22 protein-coding genes are annotated in these 24,675 nt (G+C 40.4%); 17 read left to right on the forward strand and 5 right to left on the reverse strand.

All coding sequences use genetic code 11. From position 1 onward, the window contains the following. Positions 1-22: 22 nt before the first annotated feature. From rsmH to lpxC, 15 genes are all read left to right on the forward strand, one after another. On the forward strand, positions 23-961 hold the full coding sequence (gene rsmH, locus DO88_RS13690; protein WP_007376984.1) for a 16S rRNA (cytosine(1402)-N(4))-methyltransferase RsmH: 939 nt from the start codon (positions 23-25) through the stop codon (positions 959-961). After that, positions 958-1,287, forward strand: coding sequence for a cell division protein FtsL (ftsL, locus tag DO88_RS13685; RefSeq protein WP_007376983.1), 330 nt, complete (start codon positions 958-960; stop codon positions 1,285-1,287). Before rsmH ends, ftsL begins: the two co-directional genes overlap by 4 nt. Further along, complete coding sequence (locus DO88_RS13680; RefSeq protein WP_007376982.1) at positions 1,284-3,101, forward strand: peptidoglycan glycosyltransferase FtsI; 1,818 nt, start codon at positions 1,284-1,286, stop codon at positions 3,099-3,101. The genes ftsL and DO88_RS13680 overlap by 4 nt, the downstream gene beginning before the upstream one ends. Then, positions 3,094-4,572 carry a UDP-N-acetylmuramoyl-L-alanyl-D-glutamate--2,6-diaminopimelate ligase gene (gene murE / locus DO88_RS13675; protein ID WP_033038357.1) on the forward strand — a complete coding sequence of 493 codons (1,479 nt, stop codon included), beginning with the start codon at positions 3,094-3,096 and terminating at the stop codon, positions 4,570-4,572. Before DO88_RS13680 ends, murE begins: the two co-directional genes overlap by 8 nt. Continuing rightward, positions 4,569-5,951 (forward strand): UDP-N-acetylmuramoyl-tripeptide--D-alanyl-D-alanine ligase, encoded by a 1,383-nt coding sequence (locus DO88_RS13670; protein ID WP_033038358.1) that lies wholly within the window; start codon positions 4,569-4,571, stop codon positions 5,949-5,951. The genes murE and DO88_RS13670 overlap by 4 nt, the downstream gene beginning before the upstream one ends. Continuing rightward, on the forward strand, positions 5,951-7,033 hold the full coding sequence (mraY, locus tag DO88_RS13665; RefSeq protein WP_007376979.1) for a phospho-N-acetylmuramoyl-pentapeptide-transferase: 1,083 nt from the start codon (positions 5,951-5,953) through the stop codon (positions 7,031-7,033). Before DO88_RS13670 ends, mraY begins: the two co-directional genes overlap by 1 nt. After that, positions 7,034-8,368: a UDP-N-acetylmuramoyl-L-alanine--D-glutamate ligase gene (gene murD, locus DO88_RS13660; RefSeq protein ID WP_033038359.1), complete on the forward strand. Its 1,335-nt coding sequence runs from the start codon at positions 7,034-7,036 to the stop codon at positions 8,366-8,368. Continuing rightward, entirely contained in the window at positions 8,365-9,540 is a 1,176-nt protein-coding gene (gene ftsW, locus DO88_RS13655; RefSeq protein WP_007376977.1) for a cell division protein FtsW, read from the forward strand. Before murD ends, ftsW begins: the two co-directional genes overlap by 4 nt. Next, positions 9,537-10,613 (forward strand): undecaprenyldiphospho-muramoylpentapeptide beta-N-acetylglucosaminyltransferase, encoded by a 1,077-nt coding sequence (murG, locus tag DO88_RS13650; RefSeq protein WP_007376976.1) that lies wholly within the window; start codon positions 9,537-9,539, stop codon positions 10,611-10,613. The genes ftsW and murG overlap by 4 nt, the downstream gene beginning before the upstream one ends. Next, the gene (gene murC / locus DO88_RS13645) at positions 10,614-12,065 is read left to right on the forward strand and encodes a UDP-N-acetylmuramate--L-alanine ligase (RefSeq protein ID WP_033038361.1); all 1,452 of its coding nucleotides are present in this window, start codon (positions 10,614-10,616) and stop codon (positions 12,063-12,065) included. It begins immediately after the preceding gene. Then, the gene (locus tag DO88_RS13640) at positions 12,062-12,982 is read left to right on the forward strand and encodes a D-alanine--D-alanine ligase (RefSeq protein WP_007376974.1); all 921 of its coding nucleotides are present in this window, start codon (positions 12,062-12,064) and stop codon (positions 12,980-12,982) included. Before murC ends, DO88_RS13640 begins: the two co-directional genes overlap by 4 nt. Before the next feature lies 1 nt (position 12,983). Next, positions 12,984-13,763 carry a cell division protein FtsQ/DivIB gene (locus DO88_RS13635; RefSeq protein ID WP_007376973.1) on the forward strand — a complete coding sequence of 260 codons (780 nt, stop codon included), beginning with the start codon at positions 12,984-12,986 and terminating at the stop codon, positions 13,761-13,763. Continuing rightward, a complete protein-coding gene (ftsA, locus tag DO88_RS13630) occupies positions 13,760-14,992 on the forward strand; it encodes a cell division protein FtsA (protein WP_033023600.1) in 1,233 nt (410 codons plus the stop codon). Before DO88_RS13635 ends, ftsA begins: the two co-directional genes overlap by 4 nt. A 21-nt stretch (positions 14,993-15,013) precedes the next feature. After that, complete coding sequence (gene ftsZ / locus DO88_RS13625) at positions 15,014-16,258, forward strand: cell division protein FtsZ (protein WP_007376971.1); 1,245 nt, start codon at positions 15,014-15,016, stop codon at positions 16,256-16,258. 106 nt (positions 16,259-16,364) lie between these two features. Then, the gene (gene lpxC, locus DO88_RS13620; RefSeq protein ID WP_033038362.1) at positions 16,365-17,276 is read left to right on the forward strand and encodes a UDP-3-O-acyl-N-acetylglucosamine deacetylase; all 912 of its coding nucleotides are present in this window, start codon (positions 16,365-16,367) and stop codon (positions 17,274-17,276) included. A gap of 77 nt (positions 17,277-17,353) precedes the next feature. Here lpxC and yjjG read toward each other — a convergent pair whose 3' ends face one another. The 3 genes from yjjG to DO88_RS13605 all read right to left on the reverse strand — a co-directional run bounded on the left by yjjG (position 17,354) and on the right by DO88_RS13605 (position 19,554). Continuing rightward, positions 17,354-18,031: a pyrimidine 5'-nucleotidase gene (gene yjjG / locus DO88_RS13615; protein ID WP_007376969.1), complete on the reverse strand. Its 678-nt coding sequence runs from the start codon at positions 18,029-18,031 to the stop codon at positions 17,354-17,356. Positions 18,032-18,044: 13 nt separating this feature from the next. Further along, a complete protein-coding gene (yjjX, locus tag DO88_RS13610; RefSeq protein ID WP_086007036.1) occupies positions 18,045-18,590 on the reverse strand; it encodes an inosine/xanthosine triphosphatase in 546 nt (181 codons plus the stop codon). A 64-nt stretch (positions 18,591-18,654) separates the two neighbouring features. Then, on the reverse strand, positions 18,655-19,554 hold the full coding sequence (locus DO88_RS13605) for a phosphoribulokinase (RefSeq protein WP_007376967.1): 900 nt from the start codon (positions 19,552-19,554) through the stop codon (positions 18,655-18,657). 157 nt (positions 19,555-19,711) lie between these two features. Here DO88_RS13605 and DO88_RS13600 point away from each other — a divergent pair, with 157 nt between their 5' ends. Next, complete coding sequence (locus tag DO88_RS13600) at positions 19,712-20,587, forward strand: hypothetical protein (protein WP_007376966.1); 876 nt, start codon at positions 19,712-19,714, stop codon at positions 20,585-20,587. Between the two features lie 75 nt (positions 20,588-20,662). Beyond that, entirely contained in the window at positions 20,663-21,028 is a 366-nt protein-coding gene (locus tag DO88_RS13595) for a hypothetical protein (protein WP_007376965.1), read from the forward strand. A gap of 76 nt (positions 21,029-21,104) precedes the next feature. Here the strand turns inward: DO88_RS13595 and DO88_RS13590 are convergent, their stop codons facing one another. Together DO88_RS13590 and DO88_RS13585 are read right to left on the reverse strand one after the other, a co-directional pair. Next, positions 21,105-23,678: a M1 family metallopeptidase gene (locus tag DO88_RS13590; protein ID WP_033038364.1), complete on the reverse strand. Its 2,574-nt coding sequence runs from the start codon at positions 23,676-23,678 to the stop codon at positions 21,105-21,107. 148 nt (positions 23,679-23,826) lie between these two features. Beyond that, positions 23,827-24,507, reverse strand: coding sequence for a hypothetical protein (locus DO88_RS13585; protein ID WP_007376963.1), 681 nt, complete (start codon positions 24,505-24,507; stop codon positions 23,827-23,829). Between the last annotated feature and the right edge of the window lie 168 nt (positions 24,508-24,675).

Raw genomic sequence — 24,675 nt, forward strand, 5'->3', positions numbered from 1 at the left:
AATAAAAGGCAAATAATAGCTAATGACAGCGCAATTTGAACACGTATCCGTTTTAATGGACGAAACCATAGATGCCCTTGCAATTAAGCCAGACGGCATATACATGGACGGCACTTTTGGACGTGGCGGTCATTCAGGGCAAATATTAGCACGCCTTGGTAATGAAGGTCGTTTGCAAGCGATTGACCAAGATCCGCAGGCAATACAATCAGCTGAAAAGTTTGCTGATGATCCGCGATTTGCAATTGCACATACTCGCTTTTCAAAACTTTACGAAGTAGCAGAGCAAAACGATCTCATTGGTAAAGTCGACGGGATTTTATTAGATATAGGTGTGTCGTCGCCACAGTTAGATGATGCTGGGCGTGGTTTTAGTTTCATGAAAGACGGCCCACTAGATATGCGTATGGATCCAACAAGTGGTCGCAGTGCAGCCCAATGGTTAGCTGAAGCTGAATTGGATGATATTACCCATGTAATTAAAAAGCTGGGTGAAGAGAAATTTGGTAAGCGTATTGCGCATAAAATACTTGAGATTAGAGAGCACACGCCAATTACTACGACTAAGCAGTTAGCTGATTTAGTCGATGAAGCAGTACCTGTAAAAGATAAGTTTAAACACCCTGCTACTCGTACTTTTCAGGCGATCCGTATTTATATTAATAGCGAACTTGAAGAGATTCAAACGGCATTGCAGTCTGCAATTAAGGTCCTTAAACCCGGTGGTCGTTTGGTTGTTATTTCGTTTCATTCATTAGAAGATCGTATTGTAAAACAGTTTATTAGAAAACAGAGTCGGGGAGAAGTATTACCCAGAGGTCTGCCTTTAACTGACGCACAAATAAATAAAAATCTGACGTTAAAGGCAGTGGGTAAAGCGATTAAGCCAAGTGCCGCTGAAGTTGAGCGTAATCCGCGTTCTCGTAGCTCTGTACTTAGGATTGCTCAGAGGCTGGAATGAATATAAAAGCGAATCATCGTCAACCACCTAATTTATTTTTTGAAATTGTTAAAGGCCTAGGAGCTAATAAGCTTACCTCGGCCTTGTTGGTTGTGATATTCGCGTCAAGTTTAACTGTGGTACAAGTAACACATCTTGCTCGAGGGCAACTTATTGAACAAGATTCGTTACTCCAAGAGCGTGATGAACTTGATTTAGAATGGCGTTATTTATTAGTTGAAGAGGAATTTTATTCACAGCATGCACGTATCGAAGAAATTGCGAAATCACAGCTAAAAATGAAACGACCAACGAGTCAAGATGAACAGGTAATAATACTGCAATGAGAAATCGAGGCAAAAAACCAGTAAATAACTTAATTACATGGCGCTTTATGCTGGTGTGTGGCGTTGTGTTTATGGTGTTTGTAACACTGGTATCTCGTGCTGCTTATTTACAAGTAATTGAACCTGACAAAGCCCGTTCTGAAAGTGATAAACGTACCGTACGTGTCGAAAAACTTCATGTCCAGCGTGGGATGATTTTTGATCGTAATGGCAAAGAGCTCGCGGTGAGTGTACCGGTAGTGAGTGTGTATGCAGATCCTAAAGCACTTCACAAATCACTTGTTTCTAAAGTGATTAAGCAAGCGCGTAAAAATGGCGAGGATCAACAATCACTTGCAGACAATGCGGTCGAACTTGATAAACGTACAGTGCAGTATTACAAAAATGATATGCGCTGGCGTGAACTCGCTGACGTTCTGCGTACCGATCCGAAAAAAATTAATTCACGCCTTCTTAACGATCCTTCTCGTCGCTTTGTTTACTTAAAACGCCAAGTAACTCCTGCCGTTGCAAATTATATTGGCGACTTACGTTTGCCTGGCATTCATTTATTAGATGAATCTAAGCGTTATTACCCTGCCGGTGAAGTAACTGCACATATTATTGGTTTCACCAATATAGATGGCAAAGGTATTGAAGGTATTGAAAAGCTGTATGAGAATGCATTAACGGGCGAAGAAGGCCGTCGTACTATACGCAAAGATGCACAAGGACGCGAAGTAGAAGTGCTTGATGAGCGCGAACGCGTAGAACCTGAAAGTATTCAGTTAAGTATTGATCAACGTATTCAAGGCATCGCTTATAAAGCGATTAAATCTGCTGTACTTACTTATAAAGCGACATCGGGTTCAGCGATGGTTGTTGATATAAAAACAGGCGAAGTATTAGCGATGGTTAATAGCCCTTCGTTTAATCCAAACAACTTAAGCGATGCTGCCCCGCATAAGCGCCGTAACCGCGCAATTACCGATTTGTTTGAACCAGGCTCAACTGTTAAGCCCCTAGCCATTTTAGCTGGGCTAGACTACGGCGCAATTAAAGCCGATGACAAAATTGATACTTACCCTGGTTGGATGCGTTTAGGCGGTAGCTTAGTTCAAGATACTCGCAATCATGGTGAGATGACACTGCGCGAAATTTTAAAATACTCTTCAAATATGGGAGTTACGAAAGTAACGCAGTTAGTACCTAAAGATTATTTAGTGGGATTGTTTCAAAAGGTAGGGTTTGGCTCAGATTCAGGCACCGGTATGGTGGGGGAAAGCAGTGGTTTGTTTTACCCTAATCGCCGTTGGTCGGATCATGAAATTGCTGCGCTTTCATTTGGTTACAATATTGCAGTAAGTACAGCCCAAATGGCACGATTTTATGCCATGTTAGGCGCTGGGGGAGTCAACCGTCCATTAACGATTTTAAAACAAGATAATGTACCAGAAGGCGAACGTATTTTTAAACAAAAAGACGTAGAAGCCGTAGTCCATATGATGGAAAGTATATTTGAAGAGGGCGGCACAGCCAGTCGCGTTAAAGTTGATGGCTATCGGGCAGCAGGTAAAACAGGTACATCTAAAAAAGCAGCTGTTGGTGGTTATGGTGACGAATATGTTGGCTATTTTGCAGGTGTCGCACCTGCAAGTAATCCTCGATTAGCCGTTGTTGTTATGATTAATGAACCCGGCGGGGATGTGTACTACGGAGGGGCCACCGCTGGGCCTGCATTTGCTGAAATAATTTCGAATTCATTAAGAATATTAAATGTAGCACCGGACAAGGAAGATGTTGCCTACGTGGAAGGTAAAAAGAACGATGCGTGATTTAAGAGATACTTTAAAATACATCGAAATTGATGCGCCCTCGCAACTGGTAAAACATTTACGCATTGATAGTCGTGAGGTAACACCAGGTGATGTATTTGTTGCTATTAAAGGCCATTCACTTGATGGCGGACAATTTATTGCTAAAGCAATTGAAAATGGCGCAACAGCGATTATTGCTGACAGATTATGCGAATTTGAAACAAGTTTCGAACCGCTATATTTAGTTTCAGAGCTTGATAAAAAGCTTCCAGAATTAGCAAGTCGCTTTTATAACCAACCAAGTCAGGCTTTGGATTTAATTGGTGTGACTGGCACAAATGGTAAATCAACCACCACAGCAATGATTGCTCACTTAGCGCAATTTTGTAGTACTGAGTCAGCGATTATTGGCACGCTAGGTTATGGACATCCTAATAACTTAACTCCACTGATGAATACTACGCCTTCAACGGTTGATTTACAGCATATTTTGAGTGATCTAAATTTACAGCATAAAAAGCTAGTCGCCATGGAAGTGTCATCGCATGGGTTAGTGCAACAGCGTGTTGCTAAATGTGAGTTTAAAGCGGCTGTGTTTACTAATCTTTCGCGTGATCACTTAGATTATCATGGTGATATGGCAAGTTACGGTGATGCAAAATTAATGCTTTTTCGTGATTTTGAACCGCAAGTTGTGGTGCTTAATCAAGATGATTTTCAAGCGGAGCAATGGCTTGAAAAGTATGATTTTAATAATCTAATTTGTTATGGCCGCAAAAACTTAGCTCCTAAGAATACTCGATACGTCTATTTTTCTGATGTTGAATATTCAAGTGTAGGTATTTCGGCGCAGTTATCGACGAGTTGGGGTGATATATCAATTAAATCGCCTCTGTTTGGCGAATTTAATTTATATAACTTAATGGCAGCGCTCGCTACATTGCTAGGGCTTGGTTATCCGCTTGAGCAATTAATTACAGGTTGTGCGCAGTTACAGCCAGTCGCTGGGCGAATGCAAGCATTTAGTCAAGCAGGCATGCCAACGTGTGTTGTTGATTATGCACATACGCCCGATGCACTTGCACTTGCATTGCAAGCATTGCAACAGCATGTACCAGGTGGTGTGAGTTGTGTATTTGGTTGCGGTGGTGACAGAGATAAAGGTAAGCGAGTATTAATGGCGCAAGCAGCTGAGCAAAATGCTAATAAAGTTATTATTACCAGCGATAACCCGCGATCTGAAAATCCTGATGACATTATTGCTGATGTGGCTGGCGGTTTAGTGAACCCTCAAGACGCACATTTAGAGGCTGATAGAGCAACTGCAATTCGTTTTGCTATAGAAAATGCTACAGCTGATGATGTTATTTTGATTGCAGGTAAAGGCCACGAAGATTATCAAATTATAGGCGATAAGCGCATCGACTTTTGCGATCGCCGTTATGTACAAGAACAACTAAAAAAAGCAGTAAGAGGGATAACACAATGATCCCAATTGATTTTGATTGGTTAGCCAATGTGCTAACAACTGATTATCAAGGTGATAATCAACAAGTGCTAAATATAAATACTGATACTCGTACAGTGTGCGGTGGCGAAGTGTTTTTAGCACTTAAAGGTCCCAATTTTGATGGCCATAAATTTATAGCTGAGGCTAAACAAAAAGGCGCTATTGGCGTTATTGTTCAGCATAAAGTAGATGTAGATATTCCACAATTTATAGTAAGCGATACACGTATTGCACTAGGTGTAATTGGCACTGCTGTTATGGCGCAAGTGGCGCCTAAAACAATTGCAATTACAGGGAGTGTAGGTAAAACCACCGTAAAAGAAATGTGTGCAGCAATTTTGTCGGTTCACGGTGATGTATTAGCTACTAAAGGTAATTTTAATAACGATATTGGCGTCCCACTTACGTTATTGCGCTTAGAGCCTCAACATCGTTTTGCAGTAATTGAGCTAGGTGCAAATCACTTAGGTGAAATTGCCTACACAACTGCAATGACCAAACCAGATGTAGCCGTTGTATGTAATGTTGCAGCCGCTCACTTAGAAGGCTTTGGCAGCTTAATGGGGGTTGCAAAAGCTAAAGGTGAGATTTTTGACGGCCTTAAAGATGACGGCGTTGCCATTGTTAATTGCGATAGTGAATTTAGCCAGTATTGGTTAGATAAACTTGAAGGGCGTAATGTTAAACGTTTTTCTACAACCGAAAAACTCGACATTTGGGCAGAGAATATCACGCTTGATGCCAATGCGCGTGCAAGCTTTACGCTCTGTACTAAAGCCAAGCAAGTCCCTGTTACTTTGGCGCTACCTGGCAAGCACAATATTAGTAACGCACTTATTGCGGCTGCACTTACTAGTGAATTTGATGTAACTCTTGAAGAAATAGCCAATGCACTTGCCACTATGGGTGATGTAAAAGGGCGCGTTAATCTAATTGAAGTGTCTGATTTACTCACCGTGGTTGATGATACCTATAATGCCAATGTTAAGTCGGTAAAGGCTGCGATTGACTTGTTAAGTGATATGCAAGGTCACCGCATTTTAGCGCTGGGAGACATGGGGGAGCTAGGTGAAGATGCACGTAAGTACCATCAAGAAGTTGGTGAGTATGCACTTGAGCAAGGGATTGATGAGTTATTTACATTAGGTGTATTAAGTAAATGCGCAAGTGATGTGTTTGAACTCCCTAATCGCCACTTTTCGAGCCGTGAACAAATGCAGCAAAAAATTCAAGAAAGTATTAATAAAGTGAATACAAAAACAACAATAGTAGTGAAAGGATCGCGCAGTTCTCGCATGGAATTATTAGTAACCGATTTAGTTAATGGCCAGCAACAAGCCATCAATGGAGTATCATAATGTTAGTTTGGCTGGCAGAGTATTTAACCCAGTATTTTAGTGGTTTTCATGTTTTTTCGTATTTAACGCTACGTGCCATTTTAGGTATTTTAACTGCGCTAATTATGTCTCTTTATTTAGGACCTAAGTTAATTCGTGGTTTGCAACGTATGCAAATAGGTCAAACGGTTCGAGACGATGGTCCGCAATCGCATCTATCTAAGTCGGGTACGCCGACTATGGGTGGCTTACTTATTTTAGCGGCTATTTTTACCAGTACGCTACTATGGGCTGATTTATCGAATAAGTATGTATGGGCAACGCTGTTTGTAATTGGCTCATTAGGTATTGTTGGCTTTGTTGATGACTACCGTAAAGTTATCCGTAAAGATCCAAAAGGTTTAATTGCTAAATGGAAATATTTTTGGCAGTCAGTAATTGCGTTAGTGGTAGCGACAGCATTATATTTTACCAGTGCACAAGCTTCTGAAACATCACTTGTTGTTCCATTTTTTAAAGATGTATTACCGCAACTTGGCTTGTTTTATATTGTGCTTACGTATTTTGCAATAGTAGGGACATCAAATGCAGTAAACCTGACTGATGGGCTTGATGGCTTAGCCATCGTACCCACTATTTTAGTCGCCGCAGCATTGGCAATTATTGCTTACTTAACAGGTAATATTAACTTTTCGGCTTACTTACATATTCCGCATTTACCGCTAGCAAGTGAGCTTGTGGTTGTGTGTACTGCCATTGTGGGTGCAGGGCTTGGCTTTTTATGGTTTAACACTTACCCAGCACAAGTATTTATGGGTGATGTTGGCTCATTAGCACTTGGTGGTGCATTAGGTATTATTGCAGTTTTAGTACGCCAAGAGTTACTGCTTATTATTATGGGCGGCGTATTTGTTATGGAAGCACTCTCGGTCATATTACAAGTGGGATCGTATAAATTACGTGGGCAACGCATTTTTAGAATGGCGCCAATTCATCATCATTACGAATTAAAAGGTTGGCCGGAGCCACGTGTTATCGTACGCTTTTGGATTATTTCTATTGTGCTAGTCCTCGCTGGTCTAGCGACATTAAAGATTCGATAAATGCAGTATTTAAACGAGATAAAAAATAAACAAATAACAGTGCTCGGACTCGGTGTTACCGGTCTGGGCATTGTGCGTTTTTTATTATCTCGTAGCCTTATGCCAAAAGTTGTTGATAGCCGTACAAGCCCTCCAGGGATTGATTGGCTTAAAGAGCATGCACCAAATCTAGATACACACTTTGGTAATTTGGATGACGCAGAGCTTCGTACAAGCGATATAATTATTATAAGTCCAGGGCTCAGCTTAAAAATACCAGCTGTTGCAGATGCAATTAACGCAGGTGTTGAAGTGATTGGCGACGTTGAGTTATTTGCACGTATTAATACAAAACCGGTTGTTGCAGTAACTGGCTCCAACGGTAAATCAACCGTGGTTACGCTCGCTTATGAAGTATTAAAAGAAGCCGGCTATAAAGTTGCTTTGGGTGGGAATATTGGCACTGCGGTGCTGGATTTACTCAATGATGATTTTGATGTGTATGTACTTGAGCTATCTAGTTTTCAGCTGGACACCACAAAGAGCTTAAAGCCAATAAGTGCAACGGTATTAAATGTGTCAGAAGATCACCTTGACCGCTACGACAGTTACCAAGCTTATATAGACTCAAAGCTAAGTATTTATGACGGTGCAGAGCTTATTGTAGCTAATACTGACGATAGTCAGACGCATCCAGTTGAGCGCAGTACACCCCCCCAAATTAGCTTTGGTGTTCAACAAGGTGATTACCATTTAGCGCAATACAATAACGAAACTCACTTTATGGTTAAAGGCGATGCCTTTTTACCAGTGAGTACGCTTGCTGTAGTGGGGAAACACAATTATTTAAACACACTTGCTGTAATGGCGCTTTTAAGTCCGTTTGAAGTAAGCAAAGAGCAATATGTAAACGCGTTGAGCCAATTTAATGGGTTGGCGCATCGCTGCCAATTTGTAGCTGAATTTAATGGTGTAAAATATTTTAACGATTCAAAGGCGACTAATGTTGGGGCAACTATTGCAGCAATAGATAGCTTAGCTAGTGATGGTGAAAACCTGATTGTTATTGCAGGTGGTGATGCCAAAGGCGCTGATTTAAATGCCCTTAAACCTTATATTCAACGGCATGTTAAAGCATTAATTTGTTTCGGTAAAGATGCAAGTGACTTAGCTGCGATTACCAATAAGAGCTATTTAACTAACAATATGGAAGAAGCCGTTGCTTTGGCCAAAGTACTTAGTAGTACTGGCAATATTGTTTTGTTAGCCCCTGCGTGTGCCAGTATTGATATGTATAACAACTATATGCAACGCGGTGATGACTTTGTTGAGTGCGTTATGGCGGAGAAAGTATGATTGCCTTTGCCGATATAAAAGACGCATTAACACCTAAGCCTTCGGCGCAGTTATACGATGTACCGCTATTGTACTGCGTAATAATGCTGATAGGTGTTGGTTTTATCATGGTAACCAGCGCATCAATGCCGACCGCTGAACGATTATTTGATAACTCGTATCATATTACTATTCGTCACAGTATGTTTTTAGCTATGGCTTTTGTTCTTTTTTGGATAACGGTTTGTGTACCAATGGATTGGTGGAAAAGATCAAACCCTTATTTATTAATATTAGGCATGGTGCTGTTAATAGCCGTATTAATTATTGGTCGTGAAGTGAATGGAGCTAGGCGATGGATCCCTATTGGCCCGGTTGGTTTTCAGGTGGCTGAGGCTGCAAAGCTGTATTTTTTTAGTTATATTGCGGGCTATTTAGTAAGAAAACGCGAAGAGGTACAAGAAAATATTAAAGGCTTTGCAAAGCCTATTGCTGTATTTGCGGTATATGCTCTGCTTATTTTGCTGCAACCCGATTTGGGCACCGTAGTTGTTATGTTTGTAACTACGGTTGGTCTGCTATTTTTAGCCGGTGCTAAGTTATGGCAGTTTTTTGTACTTATTTTAACGGGGGTTGGCCTCGTTGTTTTACTTATAATTGTTGAGCCATATCGTATGGCACGTGTTGTTGGCTTTTTAGATCCCTGGGATGATCCTTTTGGTAAAGGTTATCAGTTGGTGCAATCGCTAATGGCATATAGCCAAGGTGGTTGGTTTGGCCAAGGCCTAGGCAACAGTGTACAAAAGCTACAATATTTACCTGAAGCGCATAACGATTTTATTTTTGCTGTTATAGGTGAAGAACTTGGTTTAATCGGCGTTGTAAGTATTTTAATGGTATTAGCTACCTTGGTATTTAGAGCGCTATTAATTGGTCAGCAAGCATTAAAGTGTGGCAAAGAATATGAAGGCTATTTTTCGTTTGCTATTGGTATTTGGTTTGCGTTTCAAACCATGGTTAATGTAGGTGCGAGTGCGGGGATTTTACCGACAAAAGGGTTAACACTGCCGTTTATTTCTTACGGTGGATCAAGCTTAATGATTATGACGATAGCCACAGGCATTTTATTACGCGTAGATTTTGAGACTAAGATGGCAACAAAACAAGCCACTTCACGCGGAGGTAAGCGATGAGTAAAAAATTAGTCGTTGTAGCTGGTGGAACTGGCGGGCATATTTTCCCTGGTATCGCTGTAGCTGACTATTTAAAACAACAAGGCTGGCAAGTTAGCTGGATAGGAACACCTGATAGAATGGAAGCTGACGTTGTTCCAAAGCATAACATAGACATTGATTTTATTGATGTTAAGGGTGTTCGTGGTAACGGTATAAAACGTCTTGTTAAAGCGCCATTTATGGTGTTTAACGCCATATTGCAAGCACGTAAAGTTTTAAAAAAACAGCGTCCAGATGTCGTACTTGCTATGGGCGGGTATGTAACTGGACCAACAGGTATTGCTGCCAAAAGTTTAGGTATTCCGCTGGTTATTCATGAGCAAAATGCGGTAGCGGGCATGAGTAACAAATTGCTAGCTAAGTGTGCTAATCGTGTATTAGCGGCATTTCCAAGTGCATTTGCGCATGGCCAAGCTGAACTTGTTGGCAATCCGGTACGTCAAAGTGTTATTGATATACCAAAGCGTGATGTATCAAGCCCAATAAATATGTTGGTAGTGGGTGGTTCACTTGGGGCACAAGTACTTAACCAAACATTACCTGAAGCATTTAAAGTATTGAGTAATACCACCGCAATTAGTGTGTGGCATCAAACAGGTAAAGGCCATTTACACAGCGTTAAAGAGGCTTATAAAGCACACAGTTTTGATAGTAATAACTTAAACGTTGCTGAATTTATTGATGATATGGATACGGCTTATGCTTGGGCTGATATTGTCATTTGCCGCGCGGGTGCGTTAACGGTTAGTGAAATTGCTGCGGCTGGAAAAATGGCTATATTTGTTCCGTTTCCTCATGCAGTGGACGACCATCAAACAGCGAATGCACAGTATTTAGTAATGGCAAATGGGGCTTTGTTAATGCCTCAAGCACAGTTTAATCAACATTCAATTGTTGAGCTTTTAAATCCTTATTTAGCTAAGCCTATATTAATTAAACAAATGGCAGCAAATGCTCAAAAGCAAGCCATTTTAGATGCCACAGTAAGCGTTGCAGCACACTGTGAGCAAGTAACAAATAAGAGAGTGTAAGTGAAAGAAGCATCAGTACAAGAAAAACACACACGACCTGCAATGCGTCGAATTGATACTATCCATTTTATTGGCATTGGTGGTGCCGGTATGGGCGGTATTGCTGAAGTACTCGCATTTGAAGGCTACCGTATTACAGGTTCTGACATTGCTCATAGCGCTATGACAGATCGCTTAATTAAAGCCGGTGCTGAGGTATTTATTGGTCATCACGAAAATAACGTAAAAGATGCTAACGTAGTCGTTGTTTCAAGTGCTATTGATGAAACAAACCCTGAGATTGTTGCAGCAAAAGTAGCAAGAGTTCCGGTTGTGCGCCGCGCAGAAATGCTCGCGGAGCTAATGCGTTTTCGCCATGGTATAGCGATTGCGGGGACGCATGGTAAAACAACGACAACAAGCCTAATTGCGAGTATTTATGGACAGGCGGGGCTTGATCCAACTTTTATTATTGGTGGCTTGTTAAATAGCGCAGGTAGTAACGCAAAAGTAGGAAAAAGTGATTTTTTAATAGCAGAAGCTGATGAAAGCGACGCGTCGTTTTTACACTTGCAGCCAATGGTTTCGGTGATCACAAATATTGAAGAAGATCACATGGATACTTACGGCGGCAGTCTTGAAAAAATGAAAGACACATATGTAGATTTCATTCATAACTTGCCGTTTTATGGTTTAGCTGTTGTATGTATTGATTCTGAAGTTGCTGCTGAGCTTATCCCGCGATTTGGTCGCCCAGTTATCACGTATGGCGAATCGAAGGATGCTGATTACCGCATGAGCGACTTTAGCCAATCAGCTAATACGTGCACATTTACAGTAACTAACAAACAAGGTGAGTGTTTAACTGCCACGTTGAATATGCCAGGTAGACACAACGCACTTAATGCAACCGCAGCGATTGCTGTAGCAAAAGATCAAAACATTGGTAACCATGCAATTTTAGAAGCGCTGCAGAAGTTTGAAGGCATTGGTCGTCGTTTTCAACACTATGGTGAATTTGAAAACGAGCGTGGCAATGTGATGTTAGTTGATGATTATGGGCATCACCCTTCAGAAGTTGCAGCAACAATTGCTGCAGTGCGTGAAGGTTGGCCTGATAAGCGCTTAGTTATGGTATATCAACCACATAGATTTTCTCGTACACGCGACTTGTACGAAGATTTTGTAAAAGTACTTGCTGATGTAGATCAGTTACTATTACTTGATGTGTATAGCGCAGGTGAAGACCCTATAGTCGGTGCTGATAGTAAAAGCCTCTGTAGAAGTTTACGCCAACGTGGCAAAGAGCCACTTCATGTTGCTTCAAGTTCAGAGCTTGCAGGTGTCCTCGGTGGATGCCTAAAAAATAACGATTTAGTATTAACCCAAGGCGCAGGTAATATAGGCCAATTAGTAAAAACCTTAGCTGCAACGGGTATGTCGATAGAAAAACTTAAGCAAGGTGAAGTATGACCCAGGTAAACACACAATTTGGTAAAGTAGCGGTGCTGTTAGGTGGCAATTCAGCAGAGCGTGAAGTGTCATTAAAATCTGGTCAAGCTGTTTTAAATGCACTGCAAAGTAGTGGCATTGATGCAATTGCATTTGACCCACAAAGTCGTTCTTTGTGGGAATTAAAAGAATTAAATGTAGAGCGCGTTTTTATTGCGTTACATGGTCGTGGTGGTGAAGATGGCACCGTACAAGGTGCGCTTGAATTTATGAACCTGCCTTACACAGGTAGTAATGTATTGGGCTCAGCCCTCGCTATGGATAAAATTCGCTGTAAACACTTGTTTAAATCGGCGGGTCTAAGTACGGCCCCTTATGCGGTTGTCGATGCTAAAAAAGGCTTTGATGCAGTTGCCATTATGGATGAGTTTAAAAAGGTAATGGTTAAGCCATCGCACGAAGGCTCAAGCATAGGTATGGCACAAGCAAGTAATGCGCAAGAGTTAGAAGAAGCACTCGCTAATGCATTTAAGTTTGATAGCCAAGTACTTGTCGAACAGTGGATTACAGGACGAGAGTTCACGGTTACTGTATTGGGTGATGAAGTACAGCCTGTAATTGAGATGACCACGCCTAATGGTTTTTACGATTACCAAGCTAAGTATCAATCAAGCACGACGCAATATCATTGCCCTGCAAATTTATCAAAGCACGATACAGAGCACTTACAAGAAATTTCACTTGATGCATTTGACCTTGTAGGTGCAAGTGGCTGGGGACGTGTGGATGCAATGCAAGATGAGCAAGGACACTTTTACCTACTAGAGGTAAATACAGTGCCTGGCATGACTGAAAAATCACTAGTACCAATGGCTGCAAAAGCGAATGGGGCAAGTTTTGAGCAATTAGTTGTTCGCATTTTGGAGCAAACACTTTAATATGCACCCCCTTTTAGAAAAAGCTCAGAAAATCAAACAGCAACTAAATTGGTCGCTCATTTTTGGTGTGAGCTTTTTTCTAATTGTTGTGATTGGCTTAATACAGATCACGGCGGGGATTTCGCATTGGTTAGTTGAAAATAAAGATGCTCAAATTAAGCATTTAACAGTGCAAGGGCATCCTAAGTACACTGATGAAACGGCAATAATAAAAGCAATAAAAAGAGCCGATTTAAGTAGTTTTTTTGAACTTGATGTAAAACATGTGCAACAACTGGTGCAAGATTTACCTTGGGTTGCGACAGTGTCAGTACGTAAACAATGGCCAGATACTTTGCAAGTATATGTTGTTGAGCATGATGCTGTGGCACATTGGAATAGTGATTTATTACTAAATCAAAAAGGTGAAGCTTTTCAGGCTAGTAGCGATAAACTAAATGTAGATTTACCGCAATTATTCGGGCCAGAAGGCAGTGAACAAGAAGCATGGTTAGCTTTTAAACAGTTTGATGAAATGCTTAAAGTAAATGCGTTAACATTAAATAGTTTAGCGTTGTCTGAGCGTTTTTCATGGCAACTGTGGTTAGATAATGGTGTACGTTTAAATTTAGGGCGTAAAGATAAAGCCAAGCGAGTTCAGCGCTTTATAGATGTTTACCCGAGAATGGAACATCCTGAAAATGCACAGATAGATACAATCGATTTACGGTATGATACCGGCCTTGCAGTAAGCTTTAAGCCAATGCAAGAAGAACAATTACAAAATAAGAGTAAGGCATGACTAAGTCAGCAGAAAGAAACCTCGTGATTGGATTAGATGTTGGTACCTCAAAAGTGGTTGCCACGGTAGGTGAAATCACCGCAGATAACAAACTCAGTATTGTTGGTGTGGGCAGCCAAGTGTCTCGTGGTATGGATAAAGGCGGCGTTAACGATTTAAACTTGGTATCTGAGTCTATTCGACGAGCTATAGACGAAGCTGAGTTAATGGCTGATTGTCGTATTAGTTCTGTGTACCTTGGTATCTCTGGTAAGCATATTCAGTGCCAGAACGAGAGTGGTGTGGTTGCTATTAACAACACTGAAGTGACCGATGAAGATATTGAAAATGTCATTCATATTGCACGCTCTGTGCCTATTTCGGCAGAGCGTAAAATGCTGCATGCATTGCCGCAAGAATACAGTATTGATATGCAAGAGGGCATTAAAAACCCACTTGGCATGAGTGGTGTTCGTATGGAAGCGCGAGCACATATCATTACTTGCTCAAACGATATGGCAAAAAACATTGAAAAATGTGTAGAACGTTGTGGTCTCGAAGTCGATCAACTTATCTTTACCGCACTAGCATCATGTTATTCTGTATTAACAGATGACGAAAAAGAGCTAGGTGTTGCAGTACTTGATATTGGTGGCGGTACTATGGATATCACTATTTATATTAATGGTGCACTTCGCCATTCTGCCGTTATTCCTGTTGCTGGTAATCAGGTTACAGGTGATATTGCAAAAATATTTCGTACACCTATATCACATGCAGAGTCACTCAAAGTACAATACGCATGTGCTAGTAGCCAAATGGCAAGTAGCGAAGACACAATTGAAGTACCAAGTGTTGGCGGACGACCAGCAAGATTGATGTCACGCCATACATTGTCAGAGGTAGTAGAACCTCGTTTTAGAGAATTATTTGAGCTTGCGATGGAAGAGATTCGTCGTTCTGGTTTAGAAGATCAAATTGCTGCAGGCCTCGTTGTTACAGGTGGTACTGCTAAAATGACTGGTGCAATGGAAGTGGCAGAAGACATTTTCCAAATGCCAGTTAGAATAGGAAAACCAATTGGGATAGTTGGTTTGACAGACTATGTAGATGATCCCTCGTACGCAACTGCTGTTGGTTTGTTACAATACGGACGTACAATGCAATCGATGAATGCACAAAAGTCGAAAGCAGAAGGGAACAATAATTTATGGAACCGTGTTACAAAATGGTTTCAAGGCGAGTTTTAATGCTCAAGTCGGAGAGTAAATATGTTTGATATAATGGAACAACACAGCGAAGAAGCTGTCATAAAAGTGATAGGCGTGGGCGGCGGCGGCGGTAACGCTGTTGAGCACATGGTAAAACAACAGATTGAAGGCGTACGCTTTATTGCTGCTAATACGGATGCACAGGCATTACGTAACTCTGCTGCCGATATTACAGTTCAATTAGGCACGCAAATAACCTCAGGGTTAGGTGCGGGCGCAAACCCTGAAGTAGGCCGTAAATCGGCTGAAGAAGACGCCGATACAATTCGTGCCAGCCTTGAAGGCGCCGACATGGTATTCATAGCTGCAGGTATGGGCGGTGGTACAGGTACTGGTGCAGCACCGGTTGTTGCTAAAATTGCTAAAGAGCTTGGTATTTTAACAGTTGCAGTTGTAACACGTCCTTTTGATTTTGAAGGTAAAAAACGTGCAGCAGCCGCCGATCAAGGCATTAATGAATTGTCAGAAATTGTAGATTCGCTTATTACAATTCCGAACAATAAATTACTTAAGGTTTTAGGAAAAGGGACTACTCTTCTAGATGCCTTCGCTAAAGCTAATGACGTATTATTTGGTGCGGTACAGGGTATAGCAGAGCTAATTACACGTTCTGGTTTAATTAACGTGGATTTCGCCGATGTACGTACAGTAATGTCTGCAATGGGTACTGCAATGATGGGAACGGCGTCTGCGTCAGGTCCTGATCGTGCACAGGAGGCTGCAGAAGCGGCTATCTCAAGCCCACTACTAGAAGACGTTGATTTAACAGGTGCTAAAGGCATCTTGGTTAATATTACCGCCGGTATGGACATTGCGATTGAAGAATTTGAAATTGTTGGCAATCACGTTAAAGCACTTGCGTCAGAAAACGCAACGGTTGTTGTTGGTGCGGTAATCGACCCAGAAATGACTGATGAGCTACGTGTAACGGTTGTTGCAACAGGTTTAGGCGGTGATCGTCGTCCACAGTTTGGTATTGTTGATAATGGCTTTAAAAAGGCATCAGGATCTGATGTTGCAAGCACATCAAACCAAGCAAGTAGTATGTACGTACCAAGCTTTGCAAGCCAAGACACAAACACTGAAGAAAATGCTGCTAAAGCACAAACGCAAAGCAAAGAAAAAGCGCCTTCAACGAGTTCAAGTAGTTCGAGCTCTTCAGCGCAAAGCGGTAAAAAAGCGGATAAATCAGAAGGCGGTGATTATTTTGATATTCCAGCTTTTTTACGTAAGCAGGCAGATTAACATTTAATAATACTTTTGTTTGAAATATGTACAAATATTGAAAGGCAAAAGGATTTATGTTAAACTCCGCCGTCTAACTGTAACTGATTTAAAAGTGAGCGAACCTATGATTAAACAGCGTACGATTGCAGAAATAGTCAAAGCCATAGGAATTGGACTTCATAAAGGTGAGAAGGTCACAATAACTCTCCGACCTGCGAGCGCAAATACTGGGATTGTATTTCGTCGTGTCGACCTTGATCCGGTTGTTGATTTTGAAACAACACCTGAAGCCGTTGGTGATACGCAATTGTGTACTTGTTTAATTAACAAAGATGGCGTTCGCTTATCGACTACTGAGCACCTTATTGCAGCCGTTGCTGCAATGGGCATTGATAATCTAATTATAGAATTAGACAGCTCAGAAGTGCCGATTATGGATGGTAGTGCATTACCATTCATATATCTGTTACAAAAAGGCGGAATTGAAGAGCAAAATGTTGCTAAACGCTTTATTCGTATTAAAGAAAAAGTACGTATTGAAGAAGGTGATAAATGGGCTGAAGTTGAACCTTATGATGGTTTTCATATCGACTTTGAGATTGCGTTTAACCACCCTGCTATCAACGAAAGTCGCCAACGTATAGGGTTAGATATAACAACGCAAAGCTTTATTGAAGAAATTAGCCGTGCGCGTACTTTTGGATTTATGAAAGATATTGAATACATGCATGCAAACAACCTAGCACTAGGTGGTAGTATGGATAGTGCTGTGGTACTTGATGAATTCAAAGTTTTAAATCCTAATGGTTTACGTTATAGCGACGAGTTTGTTAAGCACAAGATATTAGACTGTGTTGGTGACATGTTTATGACAGGTCATAACCTTTTAGGTAAAGTAACCGCATTTAAATCGGGTCATGATTTAAATAATAAATTACTTCGTAAAATTATGGCTACAGAGTCAGCATGGGAGTGGGCAACATTTGAAACGCCTGTGACGATGCCTGCACCCGGTCTTGAGTTAGCTCCAGCCTAAAAGCAATAAAAGTACAGTTCGCAAACAGTTATAAAAAATGACGCTAATTAGCGTCATTTTTTTGCGTAAAATTTACTTTATTGCAATTCTAAAATAGCTTGTAACTGATTTAAATGAGTTACGGTATAGGTTGGTTTTATTCCGTCGGGTAATTGCTCACCAGGGTGTTGTAACCAGCAAGTATCAATACCTGCATTGTTGCCGCCAAGTATGTCACTTGCTGCGGTGTCACCGACCATAAGTATCTCGCTTTTATCTGGGTTACCCATTAGCTCAAATGTGTGTTCAAAAATCGCTTTATTCGGTTTTGCTATGCCAACAAGCTCAGATATAACCAACCATTCAAACATATCTTTTAAACCAGTGTGTTCTAAACGTACTGTTTGTAGGCGGGCAAATCCGTTAGTAATAATACCTAATCGAGCATTTGGCTTAAGCTTATTTAAAAGTTCTATAGCGCCAGGTAATGGCTCGCAAATTTGCGCCATAGCATCTAAAAAAGCATCGTTCAGCTCTTTTGCTGGCACATTTAGCTTTGCAGCCCATTCATTAAAGCGAGTTACTTGTAAGTAATCAGCAGTTATAGAACCGTTTTGATAATCAACCCACAGCTGCTTATTGGTTTTTTGATAATGAATATAATCGTCTTGGCTAAAATCTACGTTGTAAGCTTTAAACATGCGAGTCATGCCCGCTAAAATATCAAACCTAAATAAGGTTTCGTCTGCGTCAAACAATACATAGCTGTATTTCATTAAACTTCCTAAATTAATTTGTTTGGCTGTATAGCTCAGAGTGTAAAAATGGCGCCATAGCTAAAGTGAGTGCTTGTGTATACGTACTTTCACGCGTGGCATGATTGTTTGTAAGTAGTCCAATAGCACCCCCTTTTTGCTTAATATTGGTGGTATTGAATGCCTTGTCCATTACATCGCCAAGCTCTTCACCTTTAAGTAATGCATTATAAAGTACTTGAGGTAAGGGGAGGTTACTGCTGCGCCCTACAACTTGATTTAAGGCATTATCAATAACTACATAGGCAAAGGTTGCTGGGCCATAGCTAAACTGCTCTGCACCGCCTTCCATTGCCACGTAATAGTGAGCTTGGTAATGTTCTTTGCAGTAATCAACGCGGTTTTGCGCGCCAATGCGTGTTTCGTCTTCGCCAATAGGTTGATCGGGCACATTGGATGGTGCATCAACACCTTGGCAATCAATTTCATGATCAGGGAAATACATTGCAAAAATATATTTAGCCGCGTTAATTTTTACAGGGTTTTTAGAACCCACAATAATTTTTAATGAGTACAACACAATGTCCCTTATTGTTACTAAAAATCAGCAGTGTACGTGAGAGAGCTCAACCTTAGAAGAGGAGTTAAATAGGTATATCCAGAGGTGCTAAGTTTTCCAGTGCACGCTTTTTCAAAATAATATCTTTAATTAGTGGAGTAAGCACCAGCTCCATTGCTAAGCCCATTTTGCCACCAGGTACTACAAGCGTATTTATACGAGACATAAAACTGCCTTCGATCATGCGTAAATAATAAGGAAAATCAACATCATCAATACCTCTAAAGCGAATAACTACAAAGCTTTCATCAAGCGATGGAATATCTTTAGCGCTAAATGGATTTGAAGTATCAACGGTCGGCACTCGTTGGAAATTTATATGAGTTCGAGAAAACTGTGGCGTGATGTGATTAATGTAATCATCCATACTACGGACAATTGAGTCCATAACAGCCTCACGTGAATGACCTCTCTCAGAGGTATCGCGTATCAGTTTTTGAATCCACTCAAGGTTAATAATAGGCACCATGCCTATTAATAAATCAACATGCTTAGCAACGTCTACATCTTGATCGACTACACCACCGTGTAAACCTTCATAAAATAAAATATCAGTATTATGCTCAAGCTCTTGCCAAGGAGTAAAGGTGCCCGGTAACTGATTGTACGGAACCGCTTCATCAAATGTATGTAAATAGCGGCGTAATTTACCTTGCCCAGTTTCACCATAATGATTAAATAAAGTTTCGAGGGCACCAAAGTCATTGGCTTCTCGGCCAAAGTAACTTATGTGCTTACCTTCTTGCTGTGCTTCGCGTACTTTTTTATCCATTTCAGGGCGAGTGTAACGATGAAAGCTATCCCCTTCGATAAAAGCCGCTTCAATATTAAGGCTACGAAAAATATGTTTAATTGCATTGGTTGTGGTGGTTGTGCCTGCACCAGACGAACCCGTAATCGCAATAATAGGATTTTTAGCTGACATGTTAATTCTCTTTTTTAGGAGCCGATTTTATAACCAGACTAAACTTAACATTATTTTAAGTCGTTTGGGTATCTTAAGAGTTGACTGACTTAGCTCAAGTGACGCCATCAGCAAATAACGTTATCATGAGGTGCTTAAAATTAAAACGAGAGAAAGCATGAAACTTATTAAACCATTACTTGGATTATTTTCTATAGCAGCGCTTAGCCCAATTGTGGTGCAGGCTAGCATGCCAAAAAGCCAAGTATTACTTGCTGATTTAAATACGCCTTATGGCTTACAAGTTAGTATTGTGAGTGATAAAAACAGTTATAACAACCAGCCACATTTAACAAATACAGGTTTATACTTTACTCATGAAGTAATTACTGATGAGCAAAGCCAAACCGATATTGCTTATTATGACTTAACATCAAAACAAATCAGCAATATAACTAATTCTCCAGTAAGCGAATATTCACCAACGGTTATGCCAAGTGGTGATGCGATATCAGCGATTGTTGTAGAAGCTGACGGTAAGCAAAAATTGTGGCAATACCCACTCAAAAATGAAGATGCGCCAAGTCGTATTTTTGATTGGATTGAACCTGTTGGGTACCATGCATGGGGTGTTCAAAATGATTTAGTGATGTTCATTTTAGGAAAGCCTCATACTCTTCAATATACTTCTGTTGCACAAGCGAAGGGGGAAATAGCAGCCAGTAATATTGGGCGAACGCTTATTTATAACAACTCAATGGCTGCATTTTTATTTAGTTACACTAAAAACGAGCAACACATTTTAGCGAGTTTTAATCCGCAAGATAAACAAGTTGAAGACCTATTAAGGTTACCGGCTCAAGTTCAAGATTTTATTTTAAAAGATAATACGACCATTGCTTATGCTATTAAAAACCGCGTTTATCAGCGTAAACTTGATGGAAGTGATGAAATATCGCAATGGCTTAATTTAAGCACCTACTGCGAAAAAAATATAACAAGAATGAGTTACAACAATGAAAAGCTCGCTTTTGTATGTGATATAACAAAGTAAAGCAGACAAATAAATTCAGATTTTATTGTGTGTATGCGTTAATCTAATGCGCAAATTAACTAATAGGGATTACACGTGGCTTATAGTGCAGACGAGCTGACAGAGCAGCTTATTAAATTACAGTGCAGAAGTAATTTTAAGATTAAAAATATTGCAGAGTACATGTTAGTAAACTCTAAAGAAGCATTTTATACCCACAGCGAAAGCGGCAAGGGTAAAATAGTAATTCGCCCAGCATTTGAGGTGTTTAGCGATGACTTTAATGATATTGATGGCGTAACGCGTGCGCAAGGGTACTTTCATAGCAGTGAGATGACACGCTTTCCTACGCGTATTTTTAAAAGCGCTCAACCTATTCACTATGGTGTGGCATTTAAAATAAACTCTGAGCAAGCAGCAAAAGACTTTATAGCTAAGCTAACTATGATTATTGGTAATTAATAAAACATAAATGTAAAAAGCCGCTGAATTTATATTCAGCGGCTTTTGTATTTTTATAGCTCAATAAACCTAATAATTACTTACTTTTTAAGAAGCTATTAACCGATTCAAGTTCGCGTGTTTTAAGCGCAATACAATCGTTTGTGCTTTCTTCAAGCTTACTTAATGTGCGCGCGTAGCCTGCTACATCAGCTACTTTTTCGTTAAAGAAGGTTTTTGTTGTCGCTAAGCTTTCTGCATTACAGCTTGCAGTTGTAAAGTAAGGTAAGTTAGGTATAAAGAACGGCGGTAAACTTGCTGTTACTTTATCGTAGTTACTGTAAACCCAGTCAATAAATAACGCTTGGCGCTCATCTGTATAACTTTGACCCGATAAAATAGTACGCATGTCAGATGCAGTTACTTCATCCGTTAAGCTATAAGCTAATACCGCTTTTTGTAATTCAGGTTTGCCAAAAAAGCCCATTGCAGCAAGCATGTTAGTGCGTACTTGTGGATCTTTCGTTGTTTTAAACGTTGTCATGAATTGATCAAGCAGCGCTTTGTCACCATGAAAAGCAGCAAGAGTTAAGTACGTACCGGCTAAGTAAGGGTCTACTTTTTGTGGATCATTTAAATAAACTTGTGTTTGTTCTTTCGCTTTACTGATTACGTTTTTATCTTCACCATCAAAACCTAAGCGTGATACAACGGCCGCACGAAGCTGTGCGATAGCACCGTCTTCACCCGCTTTTGCTTCTAAACCATATTTTTTAGCAGCAGGCGTTACTGCACCGCGAATAAATTCAGGCCATAGGTCTTTATTGCTGTCGTCTTTAAAAGTGCGCTGTTGCGATACTAAGTAACCTAGTGCGGTATTTGCTACGCGAGGGTGGCTATCGCTTACGAACACTTCGAGGGTTTGCATTAACTTAGCAGCAGATATAACACCAGCATCAAGTAGCGCATCAGTAGCTGATAGTAACGCTAAGCGTTCACGGTCACTCAGTACGCTTGGCGCTTTTTTAATAAGTGCGCTAAATTGTGCATCATCCATTACCCAACGGTAGTAGCCTAGAGCACCTTGGTCTGGATAAATCCACTCTGGTTCAAAGTCTAAATCTAGCGTTTGGCTTTGCTTATTAAGTAATACGTTTGCTGTTTTTACTTTATCGCCAGCGCCATATTTAATTGCAACAGGTACATTCCATAATTGCTCTGGTGCATCAACGCCTGCATTTACAAAACGGCTTTGTGAAATAGTTACTTTACTACCTTGCTGATCTACTTTAACCAGCGGAAAAGAAGATTGCTCAATAAACGACTTTAAAACACCCGCTACATCTTTATTTGAAGCTTTACCAAGTGCTTCCCATAAGTCAGCTGCTTCAGCATTTTTATATGAAAACTCTTTTAAGTAACTTTGAATACCTTTTTGAAATGCATCTTCGTCAATCCAGTTTTCAACCATAGCAAGTACCGAGCTGCCTTTACTGTAAGCAAGACCTAAACCATCCATAATATCGGCTTCGGTTTTAATAGGCTTACGAATAGGCTTAGTGCTTAGCCGTGCATCAAGTGCCATTACGTTATTTTGCGGCAGGTCTAAGTGCGATTCAAACTCAGGGTTAAGCTGCTTAGTAATTTTTGCAGCCATCCAGCTAGCAAATGCTTCGTTTAACCATAAGTCGTTCCACCATTTCATGGTTACTAAGTTACCGTACCATTGGTGAGCAAGTTCGTGAGCAATAATTGATACATTGCGCTGTTTTTTACTGCGTGTTGCTGCAGCTAAATCAACTAATAAAATATCTTCTCGGTAGGTTACTAAGCCTGAGTTTTCCATTGCGCCAAATGGAAATTCTGGTACCGCTACTGAGTCTAATTTTTTGTAAACGTAAGGAATACCAAAATACGCTTCAAGTGCGCCTAGTACTTTTGGCATGTTTTCTTTAGCGTATTGGGCTAAGTGGATTTTACCTTGTGGGGTAATTACACGACCAGGAATTGGCATACCTTTTATTTCTAATTCTTCAAACGGGCCAATAGCCATAGCGACTAAGTATGAAGGAATTGGCGGCGTTTTATCAAAGTAGTGTGTGGTCATATCACCATTAACGATTGCTTTAAGCTCAGGCGTATTTGAATATACTTTTTGTGATGTAGGCGCAGTAATCGTTAACTGAAATGGAATTTTGTAGCTAGGTTCGTCAAAAACAGGAAACGCACGACGTGCGTCGCTCATTTCAAACTGAGTAAATAAATAAGGCGTACCTTGGTCTAGCGTTTTGTACAAGCCTACGCTTTGGCGATTATATGGCGCTGAAAAATCAACTTTAAGCGTGTATTTACCTGGTTGAATTTGCTCATCACAACTAAATTTAACTTTGCCTGTTTTAAGCATTTCGTTGTTTAAATCACAGCTTTCGTCGCCAAGCAGTTGCGCCATTTTAACAGCGTAAGCAACGCCATTTAGCTCAATGTATTTTGTTGGTTTTAGTACTTCTAGGGAAATCTCTGTCATCCCTGTGAATGTATCTTGGCTTGGGTCGAGTGTTAGCGATACTTTTTGCGAGCTTGGTTTTGCGAGTTTTTCGATAACAAATTCGTTAGCGTTTGCAGCATTCATTGCCAGCGCAACGCTCACAGTTAAGAGGCTTTTGAGAAACATAATGATCCCTAGATTGTTGTTGTTAGAAATTACCCTAAATAGGCTTTTTTATGCGTATATAATTAGGGATGTGGATATCCTAACAGCTTTTTTAAATAGAGTAATTGATTATAACAGTGACTTTAAGGGGAAATAGTAACAAAGTTTGTCAGTGACTTTCACGTGTTATAAAACGTTGCCAATGCAGGTGTGAGTTAATAACACGTATTTTTTGGATCACGTTATTTAATAAAAGCACGTTGTTAAATTCATTATGTGAATATTCGTTAAATCCCATGAGGTAATTAAAGGCGTCTTTCGAGTTAGCCTGCAGAGCATGTATACGAACTTGTTGCTCAAAGTTGAGGCGTAAGCTGCTTATTGCTGTTTTCATGCCGAGTTGATCAACATTTGGTATATCACACTTTTGTAAATAGCCGGCTCGCTCACCTTCACCTGAAAACCAAATACGCACTTTTTCACTGTACCTGCCAGTTTTTGCGGGCAAGTCGAACATCAATCGGTGTTGATTTTGCGATTTAATAAACGCTATATATTCATTAAGACCATAATTTATAAGCGCTTTGTGTACAGGGACTAAGCGGGGCTTTATTTTTCCGTGAGTATGAAAACTAAAACATAAAATATTTTGTTTAAAGATTAGATCATCAAGTGTTAAGTAACCAATTTCGTCACTGTAAGCACCACTATAATATGAAATTAAGGGCAGCCAAAAGTGCCAATGTTTTGGTTGCTCGCGCATAACTTTAACATCACCGTATATATATCCATTATAAAGTGTATGCAGCTCCATAGCTGAAAAAGGACGACGGCCAAGATGGGTTTTCAACGCAATACCTTGAAAATAAAGACGTGTTATATTTTATACTCAAACCACAGTAAGATGCGAGTGTCGTTGAGATTAAAATCAATTAAACCCAACGAGCAGCGGACTTGTTGGGTTTTAGTAACTTTATAATAAGCTACGCTATCTGTTTATTTGTACTAGCTCAGACTT

The organism is Pseudoalteromonas sp. S3431 (assembly GCF_000690035.1).
In the GTDB taxonomy this organism is placed as follows: Bacteria; Pseudomonadota; Gammaproteobacteria; order Enterobacterales; family Alteromonadaceae; genus Pseudoalteromonas; species Pseudoalteromonas fuliginea.

Coding starts and splice junctions, on each gene's coding strand:
- rsmH (WP_007376984.1), top strand. CDS start 23: ATGACAGCGCAATTTGAACACGTATCCGTTTTAATGGACGAAACCATA.
- ftsL (WP_007376983.1), top strand. CDS start 958: ATGAATATAAAAGCGAATCATCGTCAACCACCTAATTTATTTTTTGAA.
- DO88_RS13680 (WP_007376982.1), top strand. CDS start 1,284: ATGAGAAATCGAGGCAAAAAACCAGTAAATAACTTAATTACATGGCGC.
- murE (WP_033038357.1), top strand. CDS start 3,094: ATGCGTGATTTAAGAGATACTTTAAAATACATCGAAATTGATGCGCCC.
- DO88_RS13670 (WP_033038358.1), top strand. CDS start 4,569: ATGATCCCAATTGATTTTGATTGGTTAGCCAATGTGCTAACAACTGAT.
- mraY (WP_007376979.1), top strand. CDS start 5,951: ATGTTAGTTTGGCTGGCAGAGTATTTAACCCAGTATTTTAGTGGTTTT.
- murD (WP_033038359.1), top strand. CDS start 7,034: ATGCAGTATTTAAACGAGATAAAAAATAAACAAATAACAGTGCTCGGA.
- ftsW (WP_007376977.1), top strand. CDS start 8,365: ATGATTGCCTTTGCCGATATAAAAGACGCATTAACACCTAAGCCTTCG.
- murG (WP_007376976.1), top strand. CDS start 9,537: ATGAGTAAAAAATTAGTCGTTGTAGCTGGTGGAACTGGCGGGCATATT.
- DO88_RS13640 (WP_007376974.1), top strand. CDS start 12,062: ATGACCCAGGTAAACACACAATTTGGTAAAGTAGCGGTGCTGTTAGGT.
- DO88_RS13635 (WP_007376973.1), top strand. CDS start 12,984: ATGCACCCCCTTTTAGAAAAAGCTCAGAAAATCAAACAGCAACTAAAT.
- ftsA (WP_033023600.1), top strand. CDS start 13,760: ATGACTAAGTCAGCAGAAAGAAACCTCGTGATTGGATTAGATGTTGGT.
- ftsZ (WP_007376971.1), top strand. CDS start 15,014: ATGTTTGATATAATGGAACAACACAGCGAAGAAGCTGTCATAAAAGTG.
- lpxC (WP_033038362.1), top strand. CDS start 16,365: ATGATTAAACAGCGTACGATTGCAGAAATAGTCAAAGCCATAGGAATT.
- yjjG (WP_007376969.1), bottom strand. CDS start 18,031: ATGAAATACAGCTATGTATTGTTTGACGCAGACGAAACCTTATTTAGG.
- DO88_RS13605 (WP_007376967.1), bottom strand. CDS start 19,554: ATGTCAGCTAAAAATCCTATTATTGCGATTACGGGTTCGTCTGGTGCA.
- DO88_RS13600 (WP_007376966.1), top strand. CDS start 19,712: ATGAAACTTATTAAACCATTACTTGGATTATTTTCTATAGCAGCGCTT.
- DO88_RS13590 (WP_033038364.1), bottom strand. CDS start 23,678: ATGTTTCTCAAAAGCCTCTTAACTGTGAGCGTTGCGCTGGCAATGAAT.